This is a genomic window from Lacipirellula sp. (assembly GCF_965279485.1).
GTDB lineage: Bacteria > Planctomycetota > Planctomycetia > Pirellulales > Lacipirellulaceae > Lacipirellula.
This window is the reverse complement of record NZ_CBDIIC010000002.1, coordinates 1,659,846-1,681,135: the sequence shown is the minus strand read 5'-3', so window position 1 is coordinate 1,681,135 and position 21,290 is coordinate 1,659,846. Positions and strand designations below refer to the sequence as shown.

At 62.3% G+C, this 21,290-nt stretch carries 22 protein-coding genes; 10 read left to right on the top strand and 12 right to left on the bottom strand.

The features are described from left to right. Nucleotides 1-182: 182 nt before the first annotated feature. Together ACQY7R_RS14385 and ACQY7R_RS14380 are read right to left on the bottom strand one after the other, a co-directional pair. On the bottom strand, nucleotides 183-1,877 hold the full coding sequence (locus tag ACQY7R_RS14385; RefSeq protein WP_428306284.1) for a DUF1559 domain-containing protein: 1,695 nt from the start codon (nucleotides 1,875-1,877) through the stop codon (nucleotides 183-185). A 119-nt stretch (nucleotides 1,878-1,996) separates the two neighbouring features. Continuing rightward, nucleotides 1,997-3,679: a glutamine--tRNA ligase/YqeY domain fusion protein gene (locus tag ACQY7R_RS14380; protein WP_428306283.1), complete on the bottom strand. Its 1,683-nt coding sequence runs from the start codon at nucleotides 3,677-3,679 to the stop codon at nucleotides 1,997-1,999. Nucleotides 3,680-4,021: 342 nt separating this feature from the next. Here ACQY7R_RS14380 and pgsB point away from each other — a divergent pair, with 342 nt between their 5' ends. From pgsB to ACQY7R_RS14345, 7 genes are all read left to right on the top strand, one after another. Then, a complete protein-coding gene (gene pgsB, locus ACQY7R_RS14375; RefSeq protein WP_428306282.1) occupies nucleotides 4,022-5,218 on the top strand; it encodes a poly-gamma-glutamate synthase PgsB in 1,197 nt (398 codons plus the stop codon). Between the two features lie 105 nt (nucleotides 5,219-5,323). Continuing rightward, nucleotides 5,324-5,818: a poly-gamma-glutamate biosynthesis protein PgsC gene (gene pgsC, locus ACQY7R_RS14370; protein ID WP_152100692.1), complete on the top strand. Its 495-nt coding sequence runs from the start codon at nucleotides 5,324-5,326 to the stop codon at nucleotides 5,816-5,818. Between the two features lie 81 nt (nucleotides 5,819-5,899). Beyond that, entirely contained in the window at nucleotides 5,900-7,129 is a 1,230-nt protein-coding gene (pgsW, locus tag ACQY7R_RS14365; RefSeq protein WP_428306281.1) for a poly-gamma-glutamate system protein, read from the top strand. Between the two features lie 498 nt (nucleotides 7,130-7,627). Beyond that, the gene (locus tag ACQY7R_RS14360) at nucleotides 7,628-8,269 is read left to right on the top strand and encodes a class I SAM-dependent methyltransferase (protein WP_428306280.1); all 642 of its coding nucleotides are present in this window, start codon (nucleotides 7,628-7,630) and stop codon (nucleotides 8,267-8,269) included. 77 nt (nucleotides 8,270-8,346) lie between these two features. Further along, the gene (locus ACQY7R_RS14355) at nucleotides 8,347-9,015 is read left to right on the top strand and encodes a phytanoyl-CoA dioxygenase family protein (protein WP_428306279.1); all 669 of its coding nucleotides are present in this window, start codon (nucleotides 8,347-8,349) and stop codon (nucleotides 9,013-9,015) included. A gap of 104 nt (nucleotides 9,016-9,119) precedes the next feature. After that, nucleotides 9,120-9,719, top strand: a complete 600-nt coding sequence (locus ACQY7R_RS14350) for a hypothetical protein (protein ID WP_428306278.1) — start codon at nucleotides 9,120-9,122, stop codon at nucleotides 9,717-9,719. Nucleotides 9,720-9,725: 6 nt separating this feature from the next. Further along, complete coding sequence (locus ACQY7R_RS14345; RefSeq protein ID WP_428306277.1) at nucleotides 9,726-10,280, top strand: metal-dependent hydrolase; 555 nt, start codon at nucleotides 9,726-9,728, stop codon at nucleotides 10,278-10,280. 26 nt (nucleotides 10,281-10,306) lie between these two features. Here the strand turns inward: ACQY7R_RS14345 and ACQY7R_RS14340 are convergent, their stop codons facing one another. Next, nucleotides 10,307-10,750 carry a BLUF domain-containing protein gene (locus ACQY7R_RS14340; protein ID WP_428306276.1) on the bottom strand — a complete coding sequence of 148 codons (444 nt, stop codon included), beginning with the start codon at nucleotides 10,748-10,750 and terminating at the stop codon, nucleotides 10,307-10,309. 147 nt (nucleotides 10,751-10,897) lie between these two features. Between ACQY7R_RS14340 and ACQY7R_RS14335 the strand changes: the two genes are divergently transcribed. From ACQY7R_RS14335 to ACQY7R_RS14325, 3 genes are all read left to right on the top strand, one after another. After that, entirely contained in the window at nucleotides 10,898-12,484 is a 1,587-nt protein-coding gene (locus ACQY7R_RS14335; RefSeq protein WP_428306275.1) for a glycoside hydrolase family 9 protein, read from the top strand. 10 nt (nucleotides 12,485-12,494) lie between these two features. Next, nucleotides 12,495-13,313: a polysaccharide deacetylase family protein gene (locus tag ACQY7R_RS14330; protein WP_428306274.1), complete on the top strand. Its 819-nt coding sequence runs from the start codon at nucleotides 12,495-12,497 to the stop codon at nucleotides 13,311-13,313. A gap of 252 nt (nucleotides 13,314-13,565) precedes the next feature. Continuing rightward, entirely contained in the window at nucleotides 13,566-13,997 is a 432-nt protein-coding gene (locus ACQY7R_RS14325) for a YgaP family membrane protein (RefSeq protein WP_428306273.1), read from the top strand. Between the two features lie 120 nt (nucleotides 13,998-14,117). Here ACQY7R_RS14325 and ACQY7R_RS14320 read toward each other — a convergent pair whose 3' ends face one another. The 9 genes from ACQY7R_RS14320 to ACQY7R_RS14280 all read right to left on the bottom strand — a co-directional run bounded on the left by ACQY7R_RS14320 (nucleotide 14,118) and on the right by ACQY7R_RS14280 (nucleotide 21,122). After that, a complete protein-coding gene (locus tag ACQY7R_RS14320; RefSeq protein ID WP_428306272.1) occupies nucleotides 14,118-15,041 on the bottom strand; it encodes a DUF1559 domain-containing protein in 924 nt (307 codons plus the stop codon). 20 nt (nucleotides 15,042-15,061) lie between these two features. Next, nucleotides 15,062-15,496: a hypothetical protein gene (locus ACQY7R_RS14315; protein ID WP_428306271.1), complete on the bottom strand. Its 435-nt coding sequence runs from the start codon at nucleotides 15,494-15,496 to the stop codon at nucleotides 15,062-15,064. After that, nucleotides 15,493-16,047: a type II secretion system protein gene (locus tag ACQY7R_RS14310; protein WP_428306270.1), complete on the bottom strand. Its 555-nt coding sequence runs from the start codon at nucleotides 16,045-16,047 to the stop codon at nucleotides 15,493-15,495. Before ACQY7R_RS14310 ends, ACQY7R_RS14315 begins: the two co-directional genes overlap by 4 nt. Continuing rightward, the gene (locus ACQY7R_RS14305; RefSeq protein ID WP_428306269.1) at nucleotides 16,044-16,490 is read right to left on the bottom strand and encodes a hypothetical protein; all 447 of its coding nucleotides are present in this window, start codon (nucleotides 16,488-16,490) and stop codon (nucleotides 16,044-16,046) included. Before ACQY7R_RS14305 ends, ACQY7R_RS14310 begins: the two co-directional genes overlap by 4 nt. Further along, nucleotides 16,490-17,572, bottom strand: a complete 1,083-nt coding sequence (locus ACQY7R_RS14300) for a type II secretion system F family protein (RefSeq protein ID WP_428306268.1) — start codon at nucleotides 17,570-17,572, stop codon at nucleotides 16,490-16,492. Before ACQY7R_RS14300 ends, ACQY7R_RS14305 begins: the two co-directional genes overlap by 1 nt. Nucleotides 17,573-17,582: 10 nt before the next feature. Next, nucleotides 17,583-18,797 carry a type II secretion system F family protein gene (locus ACQY7R_RS14295; RefSeq protein WP_428306267.1) on the bottom strand — a complete coding sequence of 405 codons (1,215 nt, stop codon included), beginning with the start codon at nucleotides 18,795-18,797 and terminating at the stop codon, nucleotides 17,583-17,585. Nucleotides 18,798-18,828: 31 nt separating this feature from the next. Continuing rightward, nucleotides 18,829-19,866 (bottom strand): type II secretion system F family protein, encoded by a 1,038-nt coding sequence (locus ACQY7R_RS14290; protein ID WP_428306266.1) that lies wholly within the window; start codon nucleotides 19,864-19,866, stop codon nucleotides 18,829-18,831. Between the two features lie 331 nt (nucleotides 19,867-20,197). Beyond that, nucleotides 20,198-20,563, bottom strand: coding sequence for a hypothetical protein (locus ACQY7R_RS14285; protein ID WP_428306265.1), 366 nt, complete (start codon nucleotides 20,561-20,563; stop codon nucleotides 20,198-20,200). Next, nucleotides 20,556-21,122 (bottom strand): RNA polymerase sigma factor, encoded by a 567-nt coding sequence (locus ACQY7R_RS14280; protein WP_428306264.1) that lies wholly within the window; start codon nucleotides 21,120-21,122, stop codon nucleotides 20,556-20,558. Before ACQY7R_RS14280 ends, ACQY7R_RS14285 begins: the two co-directional genes overlap by 8 nt. Nucleotides 21,123-21,290: the final 168 nt, after the last annotated feature.

The following is a 21,290-nucleotide window of genomic DNA, read 5'->3' as shown; positions in this document are numbered from 1 at the left end:
AACTGTTTGCGGAGCGGTTTAGGGGGAGTTTGCGACTTTGTGCAGGTCCGTTGTTCAACAAACTCACTGAGAAACGGCGCTCCTGTGATCGGCGTAATAATCTGGCTGCGACTGCGCGTTCGAGACCGCGCCTAAACGGCGGTCCGCTCGTACCAGAGCCACGGCGTCGCTCCGGAGAAGCATCACGGCGATTCAATGGCCTCCTCGCCAGCCACGGTCAGCAGTGCACGCAACACTGTGGGGTCAATCTTGGAGCTGATCATTTGAACGTGACCGTCACAGAATCCAGCCAGGAACCCGCCAGTGTGCGCGCCATCGAAGGGTTCCATCAAGTCGGAATCGCTCGGCGTCCAATCATCCGGTTTGGTCCAGGCGACTGCTGATTCATCGTCGACCGAGACGATCGCGATGCTATTGGAGAGTCCGTCGGTGATTGTCTTCATCGACCTTCCCTGCTCCGACCCGTCGAACACGTAGTCCTCGCCCAATACGCCAAGGTAATTCGACTTGCCATCCGCCGAGATATTCTTGGAACTGGGGCTGAGGAACTCAGGCGGCATCTTCGCGATGAGCTCCTTGTTGTGCTCGCTATCCCAGGGTTCATCGAGGTGGAACTGCTCGTAGAGAGCCTGTTGTTCCAGGTAAGGCAGAATGTGGACGCGCCAACTAAGGAGCGGCTTGCCATCAGCATCGAAGTTGGCGTAGGCGGGGAATCTCTTGTGAGAATCGTGATAGTTATGAAGGCAAAGCATTAGTTGCTTTATATTGTTCATCGATTGGTTTCGCCGGGCAGCCTCGCGCGCCGCTTGTACCGCCGGCAGCAGGAGCCCCACCAGCACGCCGATTGTTGCGACGGATAGCACGGCGCCGTTCTCGCTCGTCGGCGCTTCAGTGCGGAATACGACAAGCTGGTTGTCACGACGTTCCAGCTGTAGCGAGTCGAAAATCTTCTGATTGACGCGCCGCTGATACGCCCGCGTCGCCGCTTGCACCGGTTCCTCGCCGTCGAACTCCTTGGCCACCTCGCGATCGAGCTGTGCGAGGGCGTTGCGCTTCAGCGTTTCGACCGTCGACTCTAGTCGGTTGGCGTCGGCGGCATGATTGGCCGTGACGACGAGTTCCGTCGGCGCTGCGTGCGAAATGTTGAACCGCAAATCGACGTGCGAAATCATGCCGGGAACGTCTCGCAGGGCGGCGAACTCGGGCGGCAGCTTGGCGTTCCACATCGCCATGGCGATGAGCGGCCGCAGCATCGTGACGTTGACTGCTAGATGGAAATCATCTTGGGCAGTCTCGTCGGTGAAGTTCTTGAGGATATCTGAGCGCTTCGGGGCGCCGCCTTCGACTAACTCCTGGACGATGAAGTCAGGCGCGGCCAGCACCGAGCGTTCGTCGGGAGCGTAGAAGCTTGGTTCCAGATGGCTGCGGCTCTTGAGATACTCCTTACCGTTGAGCTCGTCTGGCGATGTGCGATCTGTGATCGGACCGTCCAACGATATCGGCGTCGCCGACCGGGCGAGAACGGCGTAGTTCGAAGGGGGCGACCAGGAGATGACCAACTCCTCGACGGTTAGCGGGTCAATTCCGGATGCCGTTTGGACGGCCGCTTGCAGCACTTCGTTGGGGAACATCTCCGCCGCCGGAGAATTGAATAGCTGCGCTGGCCGCATCGTGACGACCACGCAAGCGCCCGGCGTGACGTAGACCAGCGCCTCGCCATCGGTAGACGTTGCCGTCTCGGCAGCAGCGTCCGGCGATGCAGGAGCGGCGGCCGCCTGCTCGGCCGCGCAGAGCGAAGGACTCAGCGCCGTTAACGACGCTAGCAGGACGCAGAGAAAACGATGCGAAGCCGCGCTGCGGCAGAGGAGCGACGCCATTCAAGCACCTGGGGATACGGAATCGAATGAAAGCGGCGGGATGAATCGTAATTGTTCATCGGCCAAACTGCAATGATTCGTCCGCTGAGACCAGCCTGCGTCACTCGCCGTCCGCCTCGTCAATCGCGGCCTGCTTCTTTGGTCCAGCTATCTCGCAGCGTCGAGGTGCGATTGAAGACTGGTTGCCCCGGCTTCGAATCGACGGGGTCGACGTAGAAGTAACCGGTGCGTTCGAACTGGAAGCTGGTGCCCGGCTTCGCCTCTGCCAGCGACGGCTCGAGCTTCGCGTCCTTGATCACCTCCAGCGAGTTCGGATTGAGATTGTCGAGGAACGTCTTCCCTTCGGGCGCGTTATCAGGGTTCTCGACGCCGAACAGGTGATCGTAGAGCCGCACCTCGGCGGTGAGGGCGTTGGGCGCCGACACCCAGTGGATCGTCCCCTTCACCTTGCGGGAATGATCGGGATCAAACGTGCAGCGGAGCTCGGTCACCCGGCCCGCGGCGTCCTTGACCACCTCGTCGCACTTGATGATGCCGGCGCAGCGGAGGCGGACTTCGCCTTCGGGCTTCAAGCGGAAGAACTTCTTGGGAGCGTCCTCCATGAAGTCTTCCTGCTCGACAAAGATCTCACGGGTGAGCGCGATTTTGCGCGTTCCCAACTCCGGCTTTTGCGGATGGTTCGGCGCGTCGAGTTCGATCGTCTCGCCTTCCTTTAAGTTGGTGAGCACGACCTTCAGCGGCCGCAGCACGCCCATCGCGCGCGGGGCGCGTTCGTTCAGGTCTTCGCGGATGGCGTCTTCGAGCCACGCCATGTCGATCGTGCTGTTGAACTTCGCCACGCCGATTCGTTCGCAGAAGGCCCGCATCGCCTCGGGCGTGTAGCCGCGGCGGCGCAGGCCGCGGATGGTGAGCATGCGGGGATCATCCCAACCGTTGACGTGCTTCTCTTGGACGAGTTGCAGCAGCTTCCGCTTGCTCATCACCGCGTAGGTGAGGTTGAGACGCGCGAACTCAATCTGCTGCGGATGGTGGATGCCGAGCTCGCGGCAGAACCAATCGTACAGCGGGCGATGGTTTTCGAACTCGAGCGTGCAGATCGAGTGGGTGATCCCTTCGATCGAATCGCTTTGGCCGTGGGTGTAGTCGTACGACGGGTAGATGCACCACTTGTCGCCGGTGCGGTGGTGGTGGGCCCGCTTGATGCGATACAGCACCGGGTCGCGCATGTTGATGTTCGGCGAAGCCATGTCGATCTTCGCGCGGAGCGTGCGGCTGGCGTCGGCGAACTTGCCGGCCCGCATTTGCTCGAACAGGTCGAGGTTCTCGGCGACCGTGCGATTGCGGTTGGGGCTGTCTTTGCCCGGCGCGGTGAGCGAGCCGCGGTACTCGCGCATTTGCTCGGCGGTGAGATCGCAGACATACGCCTTGCCGGCTTCAATGAGTTGCACGGCCCAGGCGTAGAGCTGATCAAAGTAATCGGACGCGAAGAACATCCGATCGTCCCAATCGCCGCCCAGCCAGCGGACGTCGTCGACGATCGAGTCGACGTATTCCTGTTCCTCTTTGGCCGGGTTGGTGTCGTCGAACCGCAGGTTGAACTTGCCGCCGAATTCCTTCGCGAGGCCGAAGTTCAGGCAGATGCTTTTCGCGTGGCCGATGTGGAGGTAGCCGTTCGGCTCGGGCGGGAACCGCGTGTGGACGCGGCCGGCGTTCTTTCCGGCGGCGCGGTCGGCGTCGATGATCTGCTGAATGAAGTTGCGCGAGGCGGTCTTATCGTTGCCAGCGGGGGCGTCGGACGACATGGCGAGATTCCGTGATACGGCCAGCGGGTTTAGGCGAGCGGGGCGGGGCAGGTTGAGTGCGGTAGTCTAGCAAAGTGTCTCGCGAGACAGCAGAGCGATCGCTGCGATGCAGGCGTTGAAGGCTCGAGTGCTAGCATTACCCAGTCTGCCAATTCCTCAGATGGGCTTGGCAAAATTAATCGTTTCTATAATCTATGCGCCTCCGGCACTGCGGGGAATGTTGGCAAGACAGGTTGCCTTGCTTCCCCGTCGGTCAGGCATGCTTGCCTGGCTGGCTTTCAGTTGGCGGCGCGCCTCGTGGCGGCCGTTGGACTGAAAGGCTGACCCACCTCGGATTCGTTTATGAGCGCTTTTGCCGCCCTTGCCGCCACGACCGGTCTCCTTATCGGCGGCGGCGTCGCGGAGCTAGCAGCCCATCGCCGCAAGCTGTACCAAATTCCCGTTCGCATCCACGTGAACGGCACTCGCGGCAAGTCGAGCGTCGCGCGGCTGATCGCCGCTGGGCTGCGGCATGCCGGCAAGCGAACTTGCTGCAAGACGACCGGCACGCTTCCGCGAATGATCATGCCGGACGGTTCGGAATACCCGGTGTTCCGCCCGGCGAAGGCGAACGTCATCGAACAAATCCGCATCGTCGCGGCCACGGCGGAGATCGACGCCGACGCGCTGGTGCTCGAGTGCATGGCCCTCATTCCTTCCTTGCAGTGGCTGTGCGAAGACAAACTGGTTCGCGCCACCCACGCGGTGATCACCAACGCCCGCGAAGATCATCTCGACGTCATGGGGCCTGGCGGCCGCGACGTGGCGAAGGCGCTGGCGGGCATGGTGCCGGTGGGCGGCAAGCTGTACACGGCGGAACAGGTGTACCTCGACGTCTTCGAGAAAGTGTGCCGCGATCGGAAGTGCGAACTGATCGCCGTCGGCGACGCGGAAGTGGCCGCGATCACGCCGCTCGATTTGGCTGGCTTCTCTTACGTCGAGCACGCTGAGAACGTCGCATTGGCGCTGAAGGTGTGCCAAGCGGTCGGCGTCGAAAAGGGCGCGGCGCTCCCCGGCATGTGGCGCGCTCTTCCCGATCCGGGCGCCATGACGGCCCACGAAATGGACTTCTTCGGTCGGCAGATCAACTTCGTCAATGGCTTTGCCGCGAACGATCCGCAGTCGACCGAGCGGATCTGGCGGCTCGCGCTCGAACGTTACGCCGACGTCGAGAAGCGGATCGCCGTGTTCAACTGCCGCGCTGACCGCCCCGATCGCTCGCGGCAGTTGGGAACCGTCGTCGCGCAATGGCCGGCGGCTGATCATTATCTGCTCATTGGTTCGGGAACGTACATCTTCGCCAAGTATGCCGTGAAGGCAGGGCTTGATCCGCAGAAGATGGTCTTCGCGGAAGATCATCCCGCTGAGGATATTTTCGAAAGCATTGTTGAACTCACTGGTCGCCGTTCGCTGGCGATGGGCATGGCGAACATCGGCGGCGTCGGCCTTGAGGTCGTCCGCTACTTCGCCAACCGCAGCACGGTGAGAACGTTCAAGTAGCGAAGGGGCGATCAATCTGCCGACGTGCAGCCGCTCGCTCGCCACCCTCAGCGACACCGCATACTCACTTAAACACTTACTCACCTACATACACCTGCCATTTAGATGATTGATATTCTTACCGCTTCGATCGGCATCGGCCTCGCCGTGAGCCTGATGTTCTCCGAAATGTTCGGCCTCGCGGCCGGCGGCATGGTCGTGCCGGGGTACATCGCGTTGTACCTCAACCGGCCGATCGACATTGCACTGACGCTGGCGGCCTCGTTCGTCACCTACCTGGTGGTGCACTCGCTGTCGACGTTCATCATCATCTACGGCAAGCGCCGGACGGTGCTGATGATCATCGTCGGTTACTTGGTCCGCGGGGCGATGACGCAGATTCCGTTCTACGCCTCCGAGTCGCTGTACCAACTCAGCACGCTGAGCCCGATTCCCGCTGAGTGGGAGCCAATCGGCTACGTCATCCCCGGTCTGATCGCCATCTGGATGGATCGCCAAGGGGTGGTGGAGACGCTCTCCGCGCTGGTCACTTCGGCGGTGGTGGTGCGGTTGGCGCTCATGCTCGTGTTCGGAATGGAACTGCAGAACTTGGGCGCTTAAACGTCCAACTGCGACGGCGGGCATTCGAGTTAGGCGGCGCATCAGCGTTCATCGATAAACTTTGCGATCTACGTTACAGATATGAAAAAAATCTATTGGCGGCCGCGAGCCGTTTCCCGACCGGCCCTCCTGTTGATTGCGATCATTTCGATTGCCGGCCTGTTGATGGTCGAGCGGTGGAAAGTCAAACAAGATCAGCCTTACTTCGAAGAGAAGATCAAAGCAGCCAATCTCGCTGCGGACGCCTTCGAGATGGTGCGAGCCGAGCGCGTGAAGCTCGGTCCGCCGATCGATCAGGTGAACGACCCGGCTGATACGGGGATCATCGGCTTGGCGATGTCGCCTGTCACTTCGGTGCTGGGGCATCTCTCGGCGAAGCAGACGTCGACCAATCCGAACTTTGCCGCCGTGCTGGTCGAAATGCTCAAAGAGGCGGGCGTCGAGCAAGGCGACGTCGTCGCCGTGGGCGTTTCGGGCTCGTTCCCGGCGCTCAATATCTGCACGTATGCCGCGTTGGAAGCGCTCGGCGCGAAGCCGCTGGTGATTTCGAGCGCCAGCGCGTCGCAGTGGGGCGCCAACGTGCCGCAGTTGATGTGGCCCGACATGGAGCATTTGCTGCTGCGGCAGAAGCGCGTCGGCGAGGATGGCAAAGAGCTGCCGCCGCTGTTCAACATCAAGTCGATCGCTTGCTCGATCGGCGGTAACGATGACCAAGGCGAGGGGTTGACCGAAGAGGGGCTCAAACTCGTCCAAGCTTCCATCGAGCGCAACGGGCTGACCCCGCTGCAGGTTGAATTGCCCGAGAGCGCGAAGAATTTGCCGCCGGTCGAGCGTGCGCAAGCCGAGATGCAGGCGAACATTGAGTTGCGGATGGATAAGTACCGCGACAAAGCGAAGGGCCGGCCGATCGCCGCCTACATCAACGTCGGCGGCGGCACGGTGTCGGTCGGCAAGGACGTTGGTAAGAAGATGTTCAAGTCGGGGCTCAACATGCGGCCGCCGCGCGACGTCCGCGAGATCGACGGCGTGATGGCGCGGTTCAGCAACGATGGCGTGCCGGTCATCCATATGATTCGCATCAACACCCTGGCGAACAATTTTGGTTTGCCGTTGGAACCGGTCGTCGCCCCGCCGCTTGGCGAGGGGGGCGTGTTCGTGGGCATTGCTTACTCAAAACCCCTGGTGATTGGCGTGCTGGCATTTATTTTGATGTGTCTCTACGGCTTCATTCGGACCGACATTGGGTTCCGCATCCTGCGTACGTCCAAGGGGGCGAGCAAGCGGGAAATGCATCCGGAGCCGATGGTTTAAGAGCGGTCAGCCATCAGCGTTCAGCGGTCAGCAGAGCATTTAGCCTTGAGGCGATGATTTGCTGGCCGCGGTGGGTGGCCCTTCGTGTCGTGTCGCATTGCGTTCATGGGTGGAATGCGATTTTCGGCGACACTAAGCGACGGTTGTAAGTGGTTACTGTGAATCGGCTTGCGGCTTAGTGTCGTGTTTTGACGTCGCATTTGAGGCGATATCATTTGAGGCGATATGAAGGTCGTTGCGGTGGCTTGCTGCAGCCTTCGGAATGTAACTCTTCTCACGCATTCGTTAGGCGACGTTCGCGCTGCGGACTCCTCGATGGGCGCGCAGCAGGAACGCCTCCATCGTTCGATGGATTCGGTGACGCGGATTCACGGCGTCATTATCTTGGATCGCCGCGGCGGCGTCTGCTGGTGATTTTCGGCCACCCCCTGCGCGAGGGCCCCTCGGGCGAACCTACGGCGCCACACGCGGGTCTGCGGGGTGAAAGGACGAAGAGCGATGTCAGTCGAAGCGGCGTATACCAAGTGGTCCGAAACCTACGACAGCGATCCCAATCGGACGCGTGATCTCGATGCGATCGTCACGCGGCAGTGGCTCGGCGGGCGGCGGTTTGGCGCGATCCTAGAAATCGGTTGCGGCACCGGGAAGAACACCGAGTTCCTCGCAACGATCGCCGACCGCGTCACGGCGGTCGATTTCTCGCCGGGGATGCTCGGGCAGGCGGCCGCGAAGGCCGAGGCTCAAGGCTTTGCCGATCGTGCCAGCTTCGCGATCGTCGACGTCACGCAGCCGTGGCCGCTGGCCGACGGGAAGTTCGATCTCATCGTCTGCAATCTCGTGCTCGAGCACGTCGCCGGTCTCAATTTCGTTTTCAGCGAAGCGGCCCGCGTGCTTGCCACTGGCGGCGAGTTCTTTCTGTGCGAGTTGCATCCGTTCAGGCAGTATGAGGGAACGGTCGCGAACTTTGCCCGCCAAGGCGAAACGACGGCGATCGCGGCGTTTACGCATCACATTTCGGAGTTCCTGGGCGGGGCGGCGGAGAATGGGTTCTCGCTCGCGCGGTTCGACGAGCGGTGGCACGGCGACGATGCGGGGCGGCCGCCGCGGTTGGCGGCGTTTTTGTTTCGGCTCGCTTCTTGAGGGGGCGGAAGAGATGTCTCTCGCAAAGGCGCAGAGGCGCAAAGAAATGCGCGAAGAATACAGAGTAGAGGGATGGCGTGAAGTCCTTTCGTGTTGCTGAGGATGGGTTTGAGTTGGTCCCAGCGTTTGTCGGCGTCGATGAGCGGCGGTCGCTGGTTGAGTCGGTGGGCGATGTCGAAGCCGCTGTGCGGCGGAACATGCTCGCGATCGCGGCGGTGGCGGAGTTTGCTCACTCGCGCCGGTTGATTAAACTCGTGCGGTCGCACACGGGGGGCGAGCCGCGGGCGGTGCGGGCGCTTTGGTTTAATAAGTCGCCCGAGGCGAACTGGCTCGTCGCGTGGCATCAGGATTTGGCGATTGCCGTGCGCGAGCGGGTCGAGGCGCCGGGCTTTGGCGGGTGGTCGGTGAAAGAAGGCGTGCCGCATGTGCAGCCGCCGGCGGAGGTGCTGGAGCGGATGCTGACGGTGCGCGTCCATCTTGACGACGCCGACGCGGAGAACGGAGCGCTCCGCGTCATCCCCGGGACGCACCGTGAGGGGCGACTCGATGCGGAGCAGATCGAAGCGGCGCGCCGCGAACGCGCGGAGGCGATTTGTACGGCGCGGGCCGGCGACGCGCTGCTGATGCGGCCGTTGCTGTTGCATGCTTCGGGGCGCTCGACGAGCGAGCGGCCACGGCGGGTGCTGCACATCGAGTATGCTGGTTGGGAACTGCCGCATGGGTTGGCGTGGTTCGATTCATTTTAAGGCTGGTTGCATTGGCCGATTTCATCGAAAAGCTGTATGACGCGTTCAGGCCCTATCGTCTGGGAACCGCTATCGATGGGTGCGAGCATTGCCTAACTGCTGGGATGTCCGACGAACTCATCGCGACGCCGCTTCGTCAATTGACGGAGGAGCAGCTAAGCCTGTTCTCGCTAAAAGCGATGACGACTTGGGGAACGGAGCAGGACTTCAAGCATTTTCTGCCGCGATTGTTAGAGCTCGCTTACATCGATCCGTTGGAAATGAATTGGTTGGAAGCTCTGTTCGGCAAGCTGAAGCTGGCGGGGTGGGAGTATTGGCCGGCTCGCGAGAGGCAAGCTATCGAGAGCTATCTTTCGCACTGGTGGACGGCAACGTTGGCTCAGCCTCGACAGTATCAATTCGACGAAATTGCCGGCTCGGTCCTGTGCGCGATCGGTCGCACAGGGATCAAGATTCAGCCGTTTCTCGACCAGTGGATTCAAGACGATTCACAAGCTGCGCTGGATCGCCTCTGCATTTTTGTGCATTTCAACTACGATGCGTTGCGTAAGAGTCGCCCGCGACTTAGCTCTGCTTTCGAGAGTCCTGAGTCGGAAGCGGTCGTTGCTTGGCTGCAGTCGGACGTGAAAGAGCGTTTGCGGAGAGATGCATCGCGAATTGAAGAAGACCTCGCCGACGTTTCGTGGATGATTGACTGTTACTAAGTAGTCGTGAGCACCCCTATGACGCCGGTTGGACATAGTTTGATGGGGCTGGCGATTGGTTGGGTCGTCGTGCCGGCGGAGTTTTCGCAGCGGGCGAAGATCGTGACGCTGGCCGCGTTCGTTGCGCTGGCGAATGCGCCCGACTGGCCGTTGCCGGGGTGGGGGCATGATCGCTACGACGTTAGTCACAGCATTTTTTTGACGCTGGGGATGATCGCCGTTGTCGCCGCGATCGCGACGGCGGCGTTGCGGCGAACGCGATACTTCGCTTGGCGATTGATTGTTGGCGGCGCTATCGCGTGGCTCAGCCACTTGTTGCTCGATACGTTGTACTTTGGTCGCCGCGGGCTCGCGATGTTCTGGCCGGTGAGCGAGGCGCGCGTGTCGTTGCCGCTGCCGTGGTTCACGGTGATGCAATTGAAGCCGCTCGTTAGTGCGCACAACGCTCGCGTCTTTGCGATTGAAGCGGCGTTCTACGGAGCGATTCTCGCGCTCGTCGTCATCGCACGCTGGCTGTGGACGCGGTCGGCCCGTGCTACTAGTTGCGAATCCGCAGACTAGCTTCTTGCATCGTCGACGCAGGCGACTCACGCCGCCCGTTGTGCGATATGCCGCACCAGCCGCTGAACCGTGGCGATGATTTCCGCGCGGTCGAACGTCTTTTCGCACATCGTGAGGAGGGCGACCTCAAGGACATCCTCCATCTGCATCGTTCGTAGATAACTCGCGTTGAGATAACGCATGTGCCAGGTCGGGAAGAGGCGTGGGCCGTCGTTGTCGTTGTCGTCGTCGAGGCGGATGACGTTGGCGATGCGATGCCGCTCGTCGGCCGTGATGGCGGCCATCAGTTCGAGCACGGCCGGTTGCGGGCCTTCGAGATATTGGAAAATGGTGGTCCGCTCGCGGTTGAAGCTCAAGTATCCTGTAACCTGCAGGCGGCCGTTTTTCTCGCTGGATTGCACGGCGAGCGCGTGCAGGTCGTCGTCGGTGAAGCGGATAGCCGGGTGGCTGGCGTAGATCAGGGCGAACATGCTGCGGAGTTTCTGAGATGCGACCGTGGTCGCGCGGGGGGAACCGCACGGACATTGCTGTGAATCTTGGTAGTAACAGAGCGAAGAGAAGAAACGATGAGAGAGCAGGGTTCGAGTCTAACAAAAAATTGCCGAATCATCGGCGCTATGATGTGCTTCGCGATTGCATCAAATGCGTGCGCAGATGCGTGGATTCGCGTTAATCAAGTCGGCTACTTGCCGGGCGATCCGAAGATTGCGGTGCTATCAAGCGATGAGCCGTTGAGCGGCAACTTTTCGGTCGGCGATTTCAAGGCGGCGATCGGCGACGACCAGGGAGCATGGGGGCCGTTCGCGCATAACTATCGGCTCGACTTCACGAAGTTCGCCGATGCGGGGAAGTACCGCGTGAAGTTCGCGGAGGTTGAGTCGCCGGAGTTTGCGATTGGCGCCGATGCGTATGCGGCCGTGCCGGGGAAGTTGCTGGAGTTCATGCAGTTGCAGCGGTGCGGCGATAATCCGCTCACCGGCGAGTGTCATCAGGAGGATGGGTTTGACACGGTGACGGGCGAGATGGTCGACGTGAGCGGCGGCTGGCACGACGCGGGCGATCGGCTGAAGCATATGATCACGACGTCGTACTGCGTGGCGGCGCTCTTTCTCGCTGATGCCGAGGACGAAGCGCAGCATGGGGCGCCGCTGATTAAGAAGATTCATCCGAACGCCGACACGATCTACGTGCAGATCGGCGACGACCGCGATCACATGCCGCCGGAGACGCTGTGGCATGATGACCAGTCGGACTATGGTCGCGGGCCGGGCGGGCCGAGATCGGCTTGGCCGGCGACTGGCGCGCCCGAGGGGCCGAAGTTTAAGAACAAGTCGACTGGCGTGGCGAACCTCGCGGGCCGAAGCGCGGCGGCGATGGCCCTAGCGGGCGACATTGAAACGGCAAAGTCGCTCTACGCGCTCGGCAAGGCGAAGCCGGGCGTTGCGATGTCGGTGCCGGTGCGGTCGCAGTACTACTACGGCGAGAGCAGCTACTTCGACGACATGGAGTGGGGGGCGATCGAGTTGTACATCGCGACGAAGGACAAACAGTATCTCGACGATGCGATTGCATTCGCCCATCAGGCGCAGGGGAACCCGTGGATGGGCGAGGATCGGCACGGGCACTACGAGTTTTTTCCGTACGTGAATCTCGCCCACTGGCGGCTCTATCCGCATGTGGGGGCGGAGGATCAGGCGAAGATCGCGGAGTATTACCGAGAGGGGCTCGAGCGGATTCGGCTGCGGGCGATTAAGAATCCGTATCGGTTGGGGACGCCGCTGGTGTGGTGTTCGACGAACGACGTGACGGCGCTTGCGACGCAGGCAGCGCTCTACGAGCAGATGACGGGCGACAAGACGTACCGTGAACTTGGCGCGGAAGCGCGCGATTGGCTCTTCGGACGGAATCCGTGGGGCGTGTCGTTCGTGATCGGCGTGCCGGAGCATGGCCGGGCATCGAGCCGGCCGCACCATTTGTTTTGGAAGATCAAGAAGCATCTGCCGGTCGGCGGCGTGGTCGACGGGCCGGTGTACAAGGACATCAACGACGGGTTGAAGTTCGGCAATTCGTTTGATGAGGACGAGTTCGCGCGGTTCCAGTCTGACGTGGCGGTGTACCACGACTTGTTCGCGGACTTCTCGACGAACGAGCCGATCATTGACGGGACGGTGTCGTTGCTGCTGCTGATTGATGTTTGGAAGTAGAGGTCGAGCGATGAAACTCTGCTACTTGGCGACGCTCGTGGCGGCGACGTTGGCGATCGATGCGGCAGCGACGGTTGGCGCCGAACCGCTTGCGGCGCCGGCGTTCGCGAAGGATACGGTGCGCGACAGCGAGGGGGGCGTCATTCGCGGGGATGTGAAGGCGAAGCGGCTGTCGCTGATCTTCACGGGCGATGAGTTTGGCGAGAGTGCGGAGCCGATTCTGGAGACGCTGCGCGAGCGCGGGGTGAGCGGCGGGTTTTTTCTGACCGGCAACTTCGTGCGCGACAAGAGGCTGCGGCCGTTGGTGGCGCGGATGGTGGAGGAGGGGCACTATATGGGGCCGCACTCCGACTCGCATCCGCTCTATGCGCCGTGGGGCGATCGGCAGCGGAGTCTCGTGACGGCCGACTTCTTCAAAGACGATTTGCAGAAGAACATCGACGGACTGCGCGAGGCGGGCGCGCTGGCGGCTGGGACGCCAGTGCTGTTTGTGCCGCCGTATGAGTGGTACAACGCCGAGCACGCGGCGTGGAGCGGCGAGATGGGCGTCGGGCTGATCAACTTCACGCCGGGGAGCGGTTCGAATCGCGACTACGCTCGCGAGGGGGATCGCGTCTTCGTGCCGTCGCAGAAGATTCTCGATGACATTCTGGCGTACGAGCAAAAGAATCCGCACGGGCTGAACGGTTTCGTGCTGCTGCTCCATCTCGGCTCGGGGCGGCGCGATCCGTTTCATCCGCAGCTCGGTACGCTGTGCGATAAGCTCTCGCGGCGGGGGTACGAGTTCGTGCGGGTGGATGAACTGCTGCTTGCGCCGGCGGCGCGGTAGTCAGAGGCGGTTACCTTTCTTACCGCAAAAGGCGCCGGCGGTGACGGTTTGGCGATCCGGTTGGAGCGGCCGCAACCGGTGGAATTGGGGCCGGCGGGCGGTTTTCCGCCACATTTCGCCCACGGCAGTCGGCACGCTGTTTGCCTAGCCTATACTTGTCGAAGCCGTTAGCTTCGCCACATTCCGAAGCATTGGCTTCGCGAGAGTTCAGCAGCAACCGCACCGTGACAGCTTGGCGTGGGAGGAGAGATCATGGCTGGTAATTTGCCGTTTTCGGAAAAGCTTGGAAGCGATGCCATCGGCCCGGAAGAGCGTTGGTTCTCCGCGGCGGCTGGCGCTTGCCTCGTTGGGTACGGGCTGTCTCGGATCTCGCTGCGGACGCTCGCTGCCGTGGCGGTCGGCGGGTACCTCGTCTACCGCGGGAGCACCGGCAAATGTCCGATTGGCGACAAGCTGACGAATGCCAGCTCGGCGCTCAATGACGTCGTCCATCGCTACCAAAGCCAGAATGGCTGCTGCGATTCGAGCGTAAACGGCGCTGCCTACGAGCAACCCGCCGACATGACTGACTGCTGCGACGACGCGGTTGACCCCGTGGATGAAGCGGCGATGGAATCGTTTCCCGCGAGCGATCCGCCGAGCTACTCGACGGGGACTTCGACGCCTTCGGCTCCGATCCAGTAGATAGCGGCGAATTCCCTAGCCCCGGGCTCCGCCCGGGGGTGGCAGTACGCGCGATGTTGCTCGCCCAAAGAGATTGATGCCCGATCGAGATTGTAGCCGACCCCCGGTCGGAGCCCGGGGCTAGAACTCCCTCGGAATCGTGCCGTCAGCGCGGTTGCCGAGTTGCTGTAGCGCGGCGAGGTCGATCGACGGCGCGATCGCTCGCACTGATCCATCGGCCATGCCGGCGTTGATGATGTCGCCGCTGTGGAAGCTGCCGAAGCCGCCGACGAATAACTCGTTGACGGCGCCCTCTCCCGTTTGTGCGTCCTCGCCATCAACCGGCATCTCGCCGTCGGCCGGGAAGCTCTGGTTCGCAATGTTCGACACTGGTAACGGTCGTTCGAATACGCTTGTGTTTCGCAGCGTGGCGCGCGTGCCGGAGACCCAACCGAGTTCGGATTCTTCATCGGGAATCGATTCGCTCAGCAGCAGCGTGTTCGAACTCCCGTCGTAGATATCTCCGAAGCGGATCGCGCTGTTGAGGAACAGGATGCCGGTGTTCTTCACGTCGATCGGTTGCTCGGCGTCGTTGTAGCAGCCGGAGTAGGTCGAGTAGGCGACTGTGCTCCCGGGGTTGGTGCGGTTGCCGGGATAGGAGGGGCAGATGAGGATTTCTAAGGGGCGTGAGCTGACCGGTTGGTTTACCGCCGCGAAGGCGCCGGCCGTTTGGTCGAAGCTCCGCCACATGGCGTTTTGTTCGAGGTACGGGAGCGCCTGCACGATCCAGCCGACGTCTTGCCCCTCGGGGATGTTGCGGATCGGACCGGTCGGGTTGATCGAACCCGCAGGAAACGATTCGTGAGCGAACTCGTAATTCTGCAGCGCGAGGTTGAGCTGCATCACGTTGTTGATGCAACTGCAGCGGCGGGCGGCCTCGCGCGATGCTTGCACCGCAGGGAGCAGCAGGCTCACGAGCACGCCAATGATGGCGATGACGACCAGGAGTTCGACGAGCGTGAAGCCGCGAGAGGCGGTTCGCTTGTTCAACGATGAAACAGTCATGGGCGTGGCCCTCAAGAAAACTAGTTGCTGGTGGATTGGATGGTAAATGTGTGGGTCCGTTGCACGGTGCGGGGAACGTTGAGCGGGTAGCGAGCGGCGATGGTGACGGCGACCGCTTCGCCGTTTTCGCTGGAATCTTCTGCGTCATCAGGGGAAGCAACGGCGATCGTCACTTCGGCGGCGCCGTTCTGTAGGAGTTGATCGGCGGGGATGCGCCAGGTTTCGCCGTCGTACGACTCGTCTGCGGAAAGTTTCGCGGCGGCGCGGCGGAGGCCGGCGTCGACCAAGAGTTCGACCTGACGCAGGTCGCGTTCGGCGTGCAACTGCCGGCGGGTGCGGAGCGAACTACTGAACAATACGCCAATAATCGCGAGGACGACGGCCATGCAGGCGAGCGCAGCAATTAGCAGGGCGCCTTGCCGCGACTGATTTGATGTTGAGCGGCGGCGAATCATGGCGACTCCTCCGTGGCGGCGGTGGCGTAACGATCATCGCGGCCGGGGATCGCTTCGATGGCGAGGCGGAGAGGAGTTTCGCGGACGTTGACAGGCGTGGATCGAGCGTCGGTTGCCGTCGGCAACGGATTTGCCGTGGCGTGGAGCGCCCAACGCGACGGGTCGTCGAGTTGCTTGAACTCAACGTGCAGCGCGTCGCCGAGAATAAACTCTTCGCGGGCGGTGCGATCGTCGGGGAGCGACGCGAGTCGGAGGATACGATCCTTGGCCTGGCGGTAAGCGACGGTTTGGCCGTCCGGGAACTGCAGCCGCAGCGTCTCGCCGCCCTCTTCTGCGGCGAGTTCAATTGTTGTCGCGTCTGCCTGGTGGACGTCGGCGCGGAATTGGCGGGCAAGACGCAATGCGTTCCGTTCGCCGGTGAAGAAACGTTGGGTATCGTTGACTGAGCGCATCGTCGTTAGCAGCAGCGATGCGGCGACGCCGAGGACCACGCTGCAAGCCGAAATGACGGCGAGGAGTTCGATGAGCGTCATTGCCTGGCGGCGTCTCATGGTTGCTCCTCCTGCGACTGTTGTTCCTGTGGTAGGGCTGGCGGATCGAGCCAGGCGACGAGCGTGAGCGGTTTGTCACGGCGGCCCGGTTCGTTCCACGCGAGCGCGAGGGTAAGTCGTGGTTGATCGCCGTCGGTATCGAGCGCGGCGGTCAGTTCGGCGCCGGGGAGGCGTTCGACGGCGAAGGGGGAGGGGGCGAGCGTTTCGAGAGCGGCGGGGAGCTCTTCGGCTTCTAGCGCAGTGAGCGTCTCCAATTGATTGGAGAGTTCGTCGAGCGCGAGGCGATAGGTTCTGGCCGAGGCGAGGAGTTGTTGGTGGCGGACGATCAGCGGCAGCGCGGCGCCTAGCAGCGCCGTTAGCAGCGTGAAGGCGACCAGCAGCTCAATGAGCGTTGTGCCAAGGCGGCGTTTGACGAGACGCGTCTTCGTCATCATTGTCGTCATCAGATGGCCCTCATGATGATGTAGATCACTGGCGTCAGGATGGCGAGCGCCTGCAGCAAGACGAAGAGGCCGAAGAGGCCGACCATCACGGGGAGCAGTAAATCGCCGGCGCGATTCAGGCGGCGCCAAGTACGGCGTTTCTTTGCCGCGGCGAGTTGTTCGAGCGCCCAAGGGCGATTGCCGACGAGATCGGCCGAAGCGAGCAACGCTTCGTCCGCGGGGGTTAGAATGCCGACCGCGGCCATGCTGTGCCAGGGAGTCGCGCCTTGCTCCATTTCGTTGCGCACGAACAGCAGCTTGCGACGAACGGCGGGATCGAAGTGATATCGGGCGAGCGTCGAGATCGATCCGGCGACGGGCCGACCAGCCTCGGCGGCGACGCTCAGTTTCTGCAAGACGTCGGCGGTACGCAGCGTCCACAGCGGCCGGAAGAGGCGCCCCAGAAATGATTGGCGGAACATCCGACCCGGCCGAGCGGAGAAGGTGGCGTAGAGTGCGGCCGAAATCAGCAGGACGAAGAGCCACCAGAATTGGTTGGTGAAGTTGCCGAAGGAGATGGCCCACTGAAGTGAGTGAGTTACTGGAAGCCCGTAGTCTTCGAGAATATCGAGCATGGTCGGAACGATCTTGGCGTAGATAAATAGGCTCAGCAGAAAGAAGAGCAGCGAGACGAGCACGAGGTAGCCGACAGTTCCTTTGCCCCACGGGTTGACGGGGCGATAGTCTTGGATCGCTTCGTCGAGCGACGCGCGTAGGGTTCCCGATTGGGCGCCGAAACGAATCGCGAGGACGTCGGCGTCGCGGAGGGCGCTGCTAACTTCTTCCACGGCAGCTGGCAGCGGGACGCCTGAGTCGAGGAGCTGGGCGAGGCGGCGGACGCGGCGGCGTTGGACGCCGCGCTCATCTTGCGACCAAGCCATTAACAACGGGGCGAGCGGAAGCTGTTGCTCTGTGCCGAACGCGATCATTTTCAGCAACGTGAGTTGTTGCGTTGCCGTTGTACGCCAGGGCCACAAACGGCGCAGCCAGGCGCGCGGGCCAGGGATGCTCCAAGAAGCGGCGGTTGAAATGAAATTCGACATAAACGAAATTTCAACCCGACAGGTTGTTCACCAAATCGACCAGTGGGATGAACAACGAGAGGGTGGTGAAGGCGACGACAAAACCGACGACGAAGACAGTCACTGGGCCAAGCAGGCCCTGCGTCCAAGAGAGACGGCTGCGGGCGCGATCGCCGTGACAGTCGGCGATGGTTTCAAGCAGCCGAATACGCGTCGGCTTAGAAACGGGAGTCGTGACGGCGAACAGCATTGTTGCGGTAAGCCGGCTGGCGAGCGGCTGCAGGTCGCCGAGTTGATTGGCGTCGAGTCGGCGAGCGAGTGATCGGCTGGCGCGCGCGAGCCATTCGTGCGAGGTACGGCCCGCGATGCGAAGGGCGTCGGGGAGCGCGAGGCCCGCGCGATGGAGTTCAGCGGTGAATCCCGCGAAGCGAGAGATCGATGAGGAGCGCCCGAAGAACAACGTCCACCAGCCGGCGATGCGCTTGCGCAGGCCCCACAGGACTGCGCCGACGACGGCAATGGTTCCAACGATCTCCACGCCGCCCCGCAGGCTGGTGAGCCACGCCGAGACGTCGAGCAATTTCACCGTGAGTACTGGAAGCTCAAGATCGAAATCGAAGAAAATCGAACGAAACGTCGGCACGACGAGTGCCGCCAAAGCGAGGAACACGATGAACGCGAAGCCGAACAGGAAAAGTGGATAGGCGAGCAGTAGCCACCAGCGGCGGCGCGACGCATCGGCCCGGTGCGATTCATGGAGAAAGTTGTGAATGACGTCGGTCAATTCGCCAGGGCGAGCGGCGTTGCCGATGAGCGGAACCCAGAATTCGGGAGCCTGGGCGAGCGAGATAAGCGCTGCGTCAGCGTCGCCGCGCTCGATGATTTGGCAAATGCTCGACAAGGTGCGTCGTCGCTGCGGCGACGGCAGCTCTTCCGCGTACGCGCGGAGCATCGGCGTTAGAGGACGCGAGCGAGCGAGCGTCTGTTCGAGTTGAGCGAGCAAGATGGCGTCGTCATCTGGTTCGATTGCCGGCGCTTCGATGCGCGGCGGCGTAGAACGCGACGCTGACGGCAGTTTGCGGTTCGCCAAGCGAGCCGCGGTATCGGGCGTGGCGAAGCCGATGGCTTCCACTGTGACCCCGAGCCCTTCGAGCTGCGCGATCGCGGCGACGACCGTTTCGGCTTCGATCTCGCCATCAACGAGTTGCTCGTCGACGTTTCGGGCTTGGTAGTAGAAGCGGGGCATGGAGTGGTGCGCGGCTGACTGGCGAAGCGATTTACTGAGCGAGTGATTGCAGAAGATCGGTCATGGGAACGAACAACAGGAGGCCGTAGGCGAGCGTCACGCCGCCGCCGAGGAAGATGCAGACGAGCATCGGCAGAGTGAGGCGAGTTCGTTCGGCGTAGCGCTCGGCCGTGCCGCGGTAGACTTGCGCAGCGATGCGGAGCGCTGCGGGACGACTGATCGATTCGTCGGGTTGCCAGAGCGCCCAGCGCAAGAATGGCGGGAAACGCAACGTGGCGCGCTGCAACTCGGCGGCGTTCTGCTGGGCGGAAGCGACGGCGTACGACTCTGCGGCGGCGACCAGCGAAGATTCGCCGCTTGCTTCGGCGGCGAGCGGTAAGCTTTCGATGAGCGGCACGTCTCCCTCGACGAGCGTGGCAAGGTGATCGCAACAGTTCGCGATGCGGCGATTCAAATGGGCGCGCTGACCGCCCGAGAGACGCTCGTTCCAACGGTTGCCGTCGTCCTGCGGAGAATCCGCACGGCGGCGTTTGAACCAAATTGAGAACGCGATGATCACGACGGCGACCGCGAGCATCGCCAGCCACGGAAACGACGTGCGCAGCGATTCGATTAGCCGCAGCGTCGGCCCCTCGGGAATGCGGAACTCCCGGTACACGCCCACGAGCGTCGGTAGCACGAATCGTACGAAACCAGCGATTCCAGCAAGAGCGAGTAGTGCGACCAGCGCAGGATAGAAGAAGGCGGCACGAGTTTGGTAGCGGGTTTCCTCGGCGGCTTCGGCGAGGCGGCTGGAACTGGCGAGGGCGGCTTGAGCGTTGCCGCTGCGCCAGCCAGCCTGCATCACGCGGCGATAAAGGGCGGGGGCCGTCGGTTCGTCGCCGATCGCGTCGGCGAGCGATTCGCCGCGACTGACGCGGCGGGCGACGCCGGCGTTGACCTTCTCGAGCGTCGCGGCCGCGGCGTCGCCGTTCGTGCCGAGGCCGAGCCCAAGCGGCACGTCGGCGCGGACCAGCGCGGTGAGCTGGTCGTTGAGGGCCATGAAGTCGTCGAGCGAAGGGGAGGGCATGCGAGTATCGGCTGGGACACGCGGCGGACTGACTAAAAGGTCAATGCGCCGGGTGGGGGAATTTGTTTAAGAAATCGCCAGAGTGTGAAGGAGGCGACGGCGAAAGCGTCGTCACGCGGAGCAAGCTAAGCCCGGCCGGAAGAGCTAATTCAAAGTGCGGCCTCAGCCACGCTTTGAATTAGATGGTGTGGCTCCCTCCCCCTTGAGGGGAGGGCTGGGGAGGGGGTAATGAGCCCTGGTACCCGCTTCAATCACCCCTCCCTAACCCTCCCCCTCAAGGGGAGGGGACCTCATGTTTCTGTGCGGGCACGGGCTGCGGAGAGAATCGCCGTCAGTCAGAGTTGAGCTGCTCGGCTTGCTGCGCGCGGAGGTCGATGAGGGCTTGGACCAGGCCCCAGCCGAGGCTACCGGCGCCGGAGGATTTCAGCGCGGCTTGGCGATGGAGATCGTCGGAATCGACCCCTTTGAGCCCCTGGTTGCCGGGGCCGATGTAAAGCGTGACGGCGGCGCCGAGGATGGTGGCCGCGAAGGCGAAGCGGCGGACCCAGCGTTTGCCTCGCTGTTCGCCGCGAATGGTGCGGGCGGCTTCGATTACTTGAGGACGCAAGTCGTCGGAGGGCTGAACGTAGTCGCCGGCGCCTTTCAGCATTGCCTCGACGTCGTCATACCGTTGTTGCCAATCGCTGAGACTATGCATGGCGGCCCTCCTGACCGACTTTCGTCAATTTGGAGGCGAGCTTGCTCATGGCGTACTGGTAGCGGCTGGCGACGGTGTTGGGGGAGGCTTCGAGGATTTCGGAAATCTGCGCGAAGGTGAGCGATTCCCAAATCTTCAGGACGACGACTTCGGCTTGTTCCTGTGGGAGCGCACGAAGCGCCCGCCACACGGCGCGGTGGGTTTCTTCTTGTTCGAGTTCGTCGACGCGGCAGCGGGTGATCAGGTCGGTGAGCGTGGCGATGGCGCCCGAGCGGCGTTTGCGACGCAGGATCACCAGCGATTCGTTGCGGACCATCTGCAGTAGATAGGCCCAGGGGCTATCGGCGCCAGCGAGCAGGGCGGGGCGGTTAGCGACGCGGACGAGGGTCGCCTGGACGGCATCCTCGGCGTCATGCTGGTTGCGGGTGATGGTGACGCTGAACCGGACCAGACGCTGGGCGGTCAGATCGTACAACGCTCCAAGCGCATCGACGCCGGCGGCCGCTAAGCGGTCGGTGCAGTCGCGCACACGCTGAGAGAAGTCGTCCGAGGAGGCCATATGTCCCTTAAGATGCACGGTTGGAGGGCGATTGTCTAAGGAATTTCGAAAACTGGGAGAAATTTGGCGCGGCCTGGGCTGCTGGAGTTCTTAAGAATTGAACCGCCAAGGACGCTAAGGAATGCGGGGAGATTTACCGCGAAACACACGAAGCACACAAAAGGAGCC

What these genes read in the sequence shown, in the direction of transcription:
- ACQY7R_RS14385 (WP_428306284.1), bottom strand. Translation starts at nt 1,877, where the DNA reads ATGGCGTCGCTCCTCTGCCGCAGCGCGGCTTCGCATCGTTTTCTCTGC.
- ACQY7R_RS14380 (WP_428306283.1), bottom strand. Translation starts at nt 3,679, where the DNA reads ATGTCGTCCGACGCCCCCGCTGGCAACGATAAGACCGCCTCGCGCAAC.
- pgsB (WP_428306282.1), top strand. Translation starts at nt 4,022, where the DNA reads ATGAGCGCTTTTGCCGCCCTTGCCGCCACGACCGGTCTCCTTATCGGC.
- pgsC (WP_152100692.1), top strand. Translation starts at nt 5,324, where the DNA reads ATGATTGATATTCTTACCGCTTCGATCGGCATCGGCCTCGCCGTGAGC.
- pgsW (WP_428306281.1), top strand. Translation starts at nt 5,900, where the DNA reads ATGAAAAAAATCTATTGGCGGCCGCGAGCCGTTTCCCGACCGGCCCTC.
- ACQY7R_RS14360 (WP_428306280.1), top strand. Translation starts at nt 7,628, where the DNA reads ATGTCAGTCGAAGCGGCGTATACCAAGTGGTCCGAAACCTACGACAGC.
- ACQY7R_RS14350 (WP_428306278.1), top strand. Translation starts at nt 9,120, where the DNA reads ATGTCCGACGAACTCATCGCGACGCCGCTTCGTCAATTGACGGAGGAG.
- ACQY7R_RS14340 (WP_428306276.1), bottom strand. Translation starts at nt 10,750, where the DNA reads ATGTTCGCCCTGATCTACGCCAGCCACCCGGCTATCCGCTTCACCGAC.
- ACQY7R_RS14335 (WP_428306275.1), top strand. Translation starts at nt 10,898, where the DNA reads ATGATGTGCTTCGCGATTGCATCAAATGCGTGCGCAGATGCGTGGATT.
- ACQY7R_RS14330 (WP_428306274.1), top strand. Translation starts at nt 12,495, where the DNA reads ATGAAACTCTGCTACTTGGCGACGCTCGTGGCGGCGACGTTGGCGATC.
- ACQY7R_RS14325 (WP_428306273.1), top strand. Translation starts at nt 13,566, where the DNA reads ATGGCTGGTAATTTGCCGTTTTCGGAAAAGCTTGGAAGCGATGCCATC.
- ACQY7R_RS14320 (WP_428306272.1), bottom strand. Translation starts at nt 15,041, where the DNA reads ATGACTGTTTCATCGTTGAACAAGCGAACCGCCTCTCGCGGCTTCACG.
- ACQY7R_RS14315 (WP_428306271.1), bottom strand. Translation starts at nt 15,496, where the DNA reads ATGATTCGCCGCCGCTCAACATCAAATCAGTCGCGGCAAGGCGCCCTG.
- ACQY7R_RS14310 (WP_428306270.1), bottom strand. Translation starts at nt 16,047, where the DNA reads ATGAGACGCCGCCAGGCAATGACGCTCATCGAACTCCTCGCCGTCATT.
- ACQY7R_RS14305 (WP_428306269.1), bottom strand. Translation starts at nt 16,490, where the DNA reads ATGACGACAATGATGACGAAGACGCGTCTCGTCAAACGCCGCCTTGGC.
- ACQY7R_RS14300 (WP_428306268.1), bottom strand. Translation starts at nt 17,572, where the DNA reads ATGTCGAATTTCATTTCAACCGCCGCTTCTTGGAGCATCCCTGGCCCG.
- ACQY7R_RS14295 (WP_428306267.1), bottom strand. Translation starts at nt 18,797, where the DNA reads ATGCCCCGCTTCTACTACCAAGCCCGAAACGTCGACGAGCAACTCGTT.
- ACQY7R_RS14290 (WP_428306266.1), bottom strand. Translation starts at nt 19,866, where the DNA reads ATGCCCTCCCCTTCGCTCGACGACTTCATGGCCCTCAACGACCAGCTC.
- ACQY7R_RS14285 (WP_428306265.1), bottom strand. Translation starts at nt 20,563, where the DNA reads ATGCATAGTCTCAGCGATTGGCAACAACGGTATGACGACGTCGAGGCA.
- ACQY7R_RS14280 (WP_428306264.1), bottom strand. Translation starts at nt 21,122, where the DNA reads ATGGCCTCCTCGGACGACTTCTCTCAGCGTGTGCGCGACTGCACCGAC.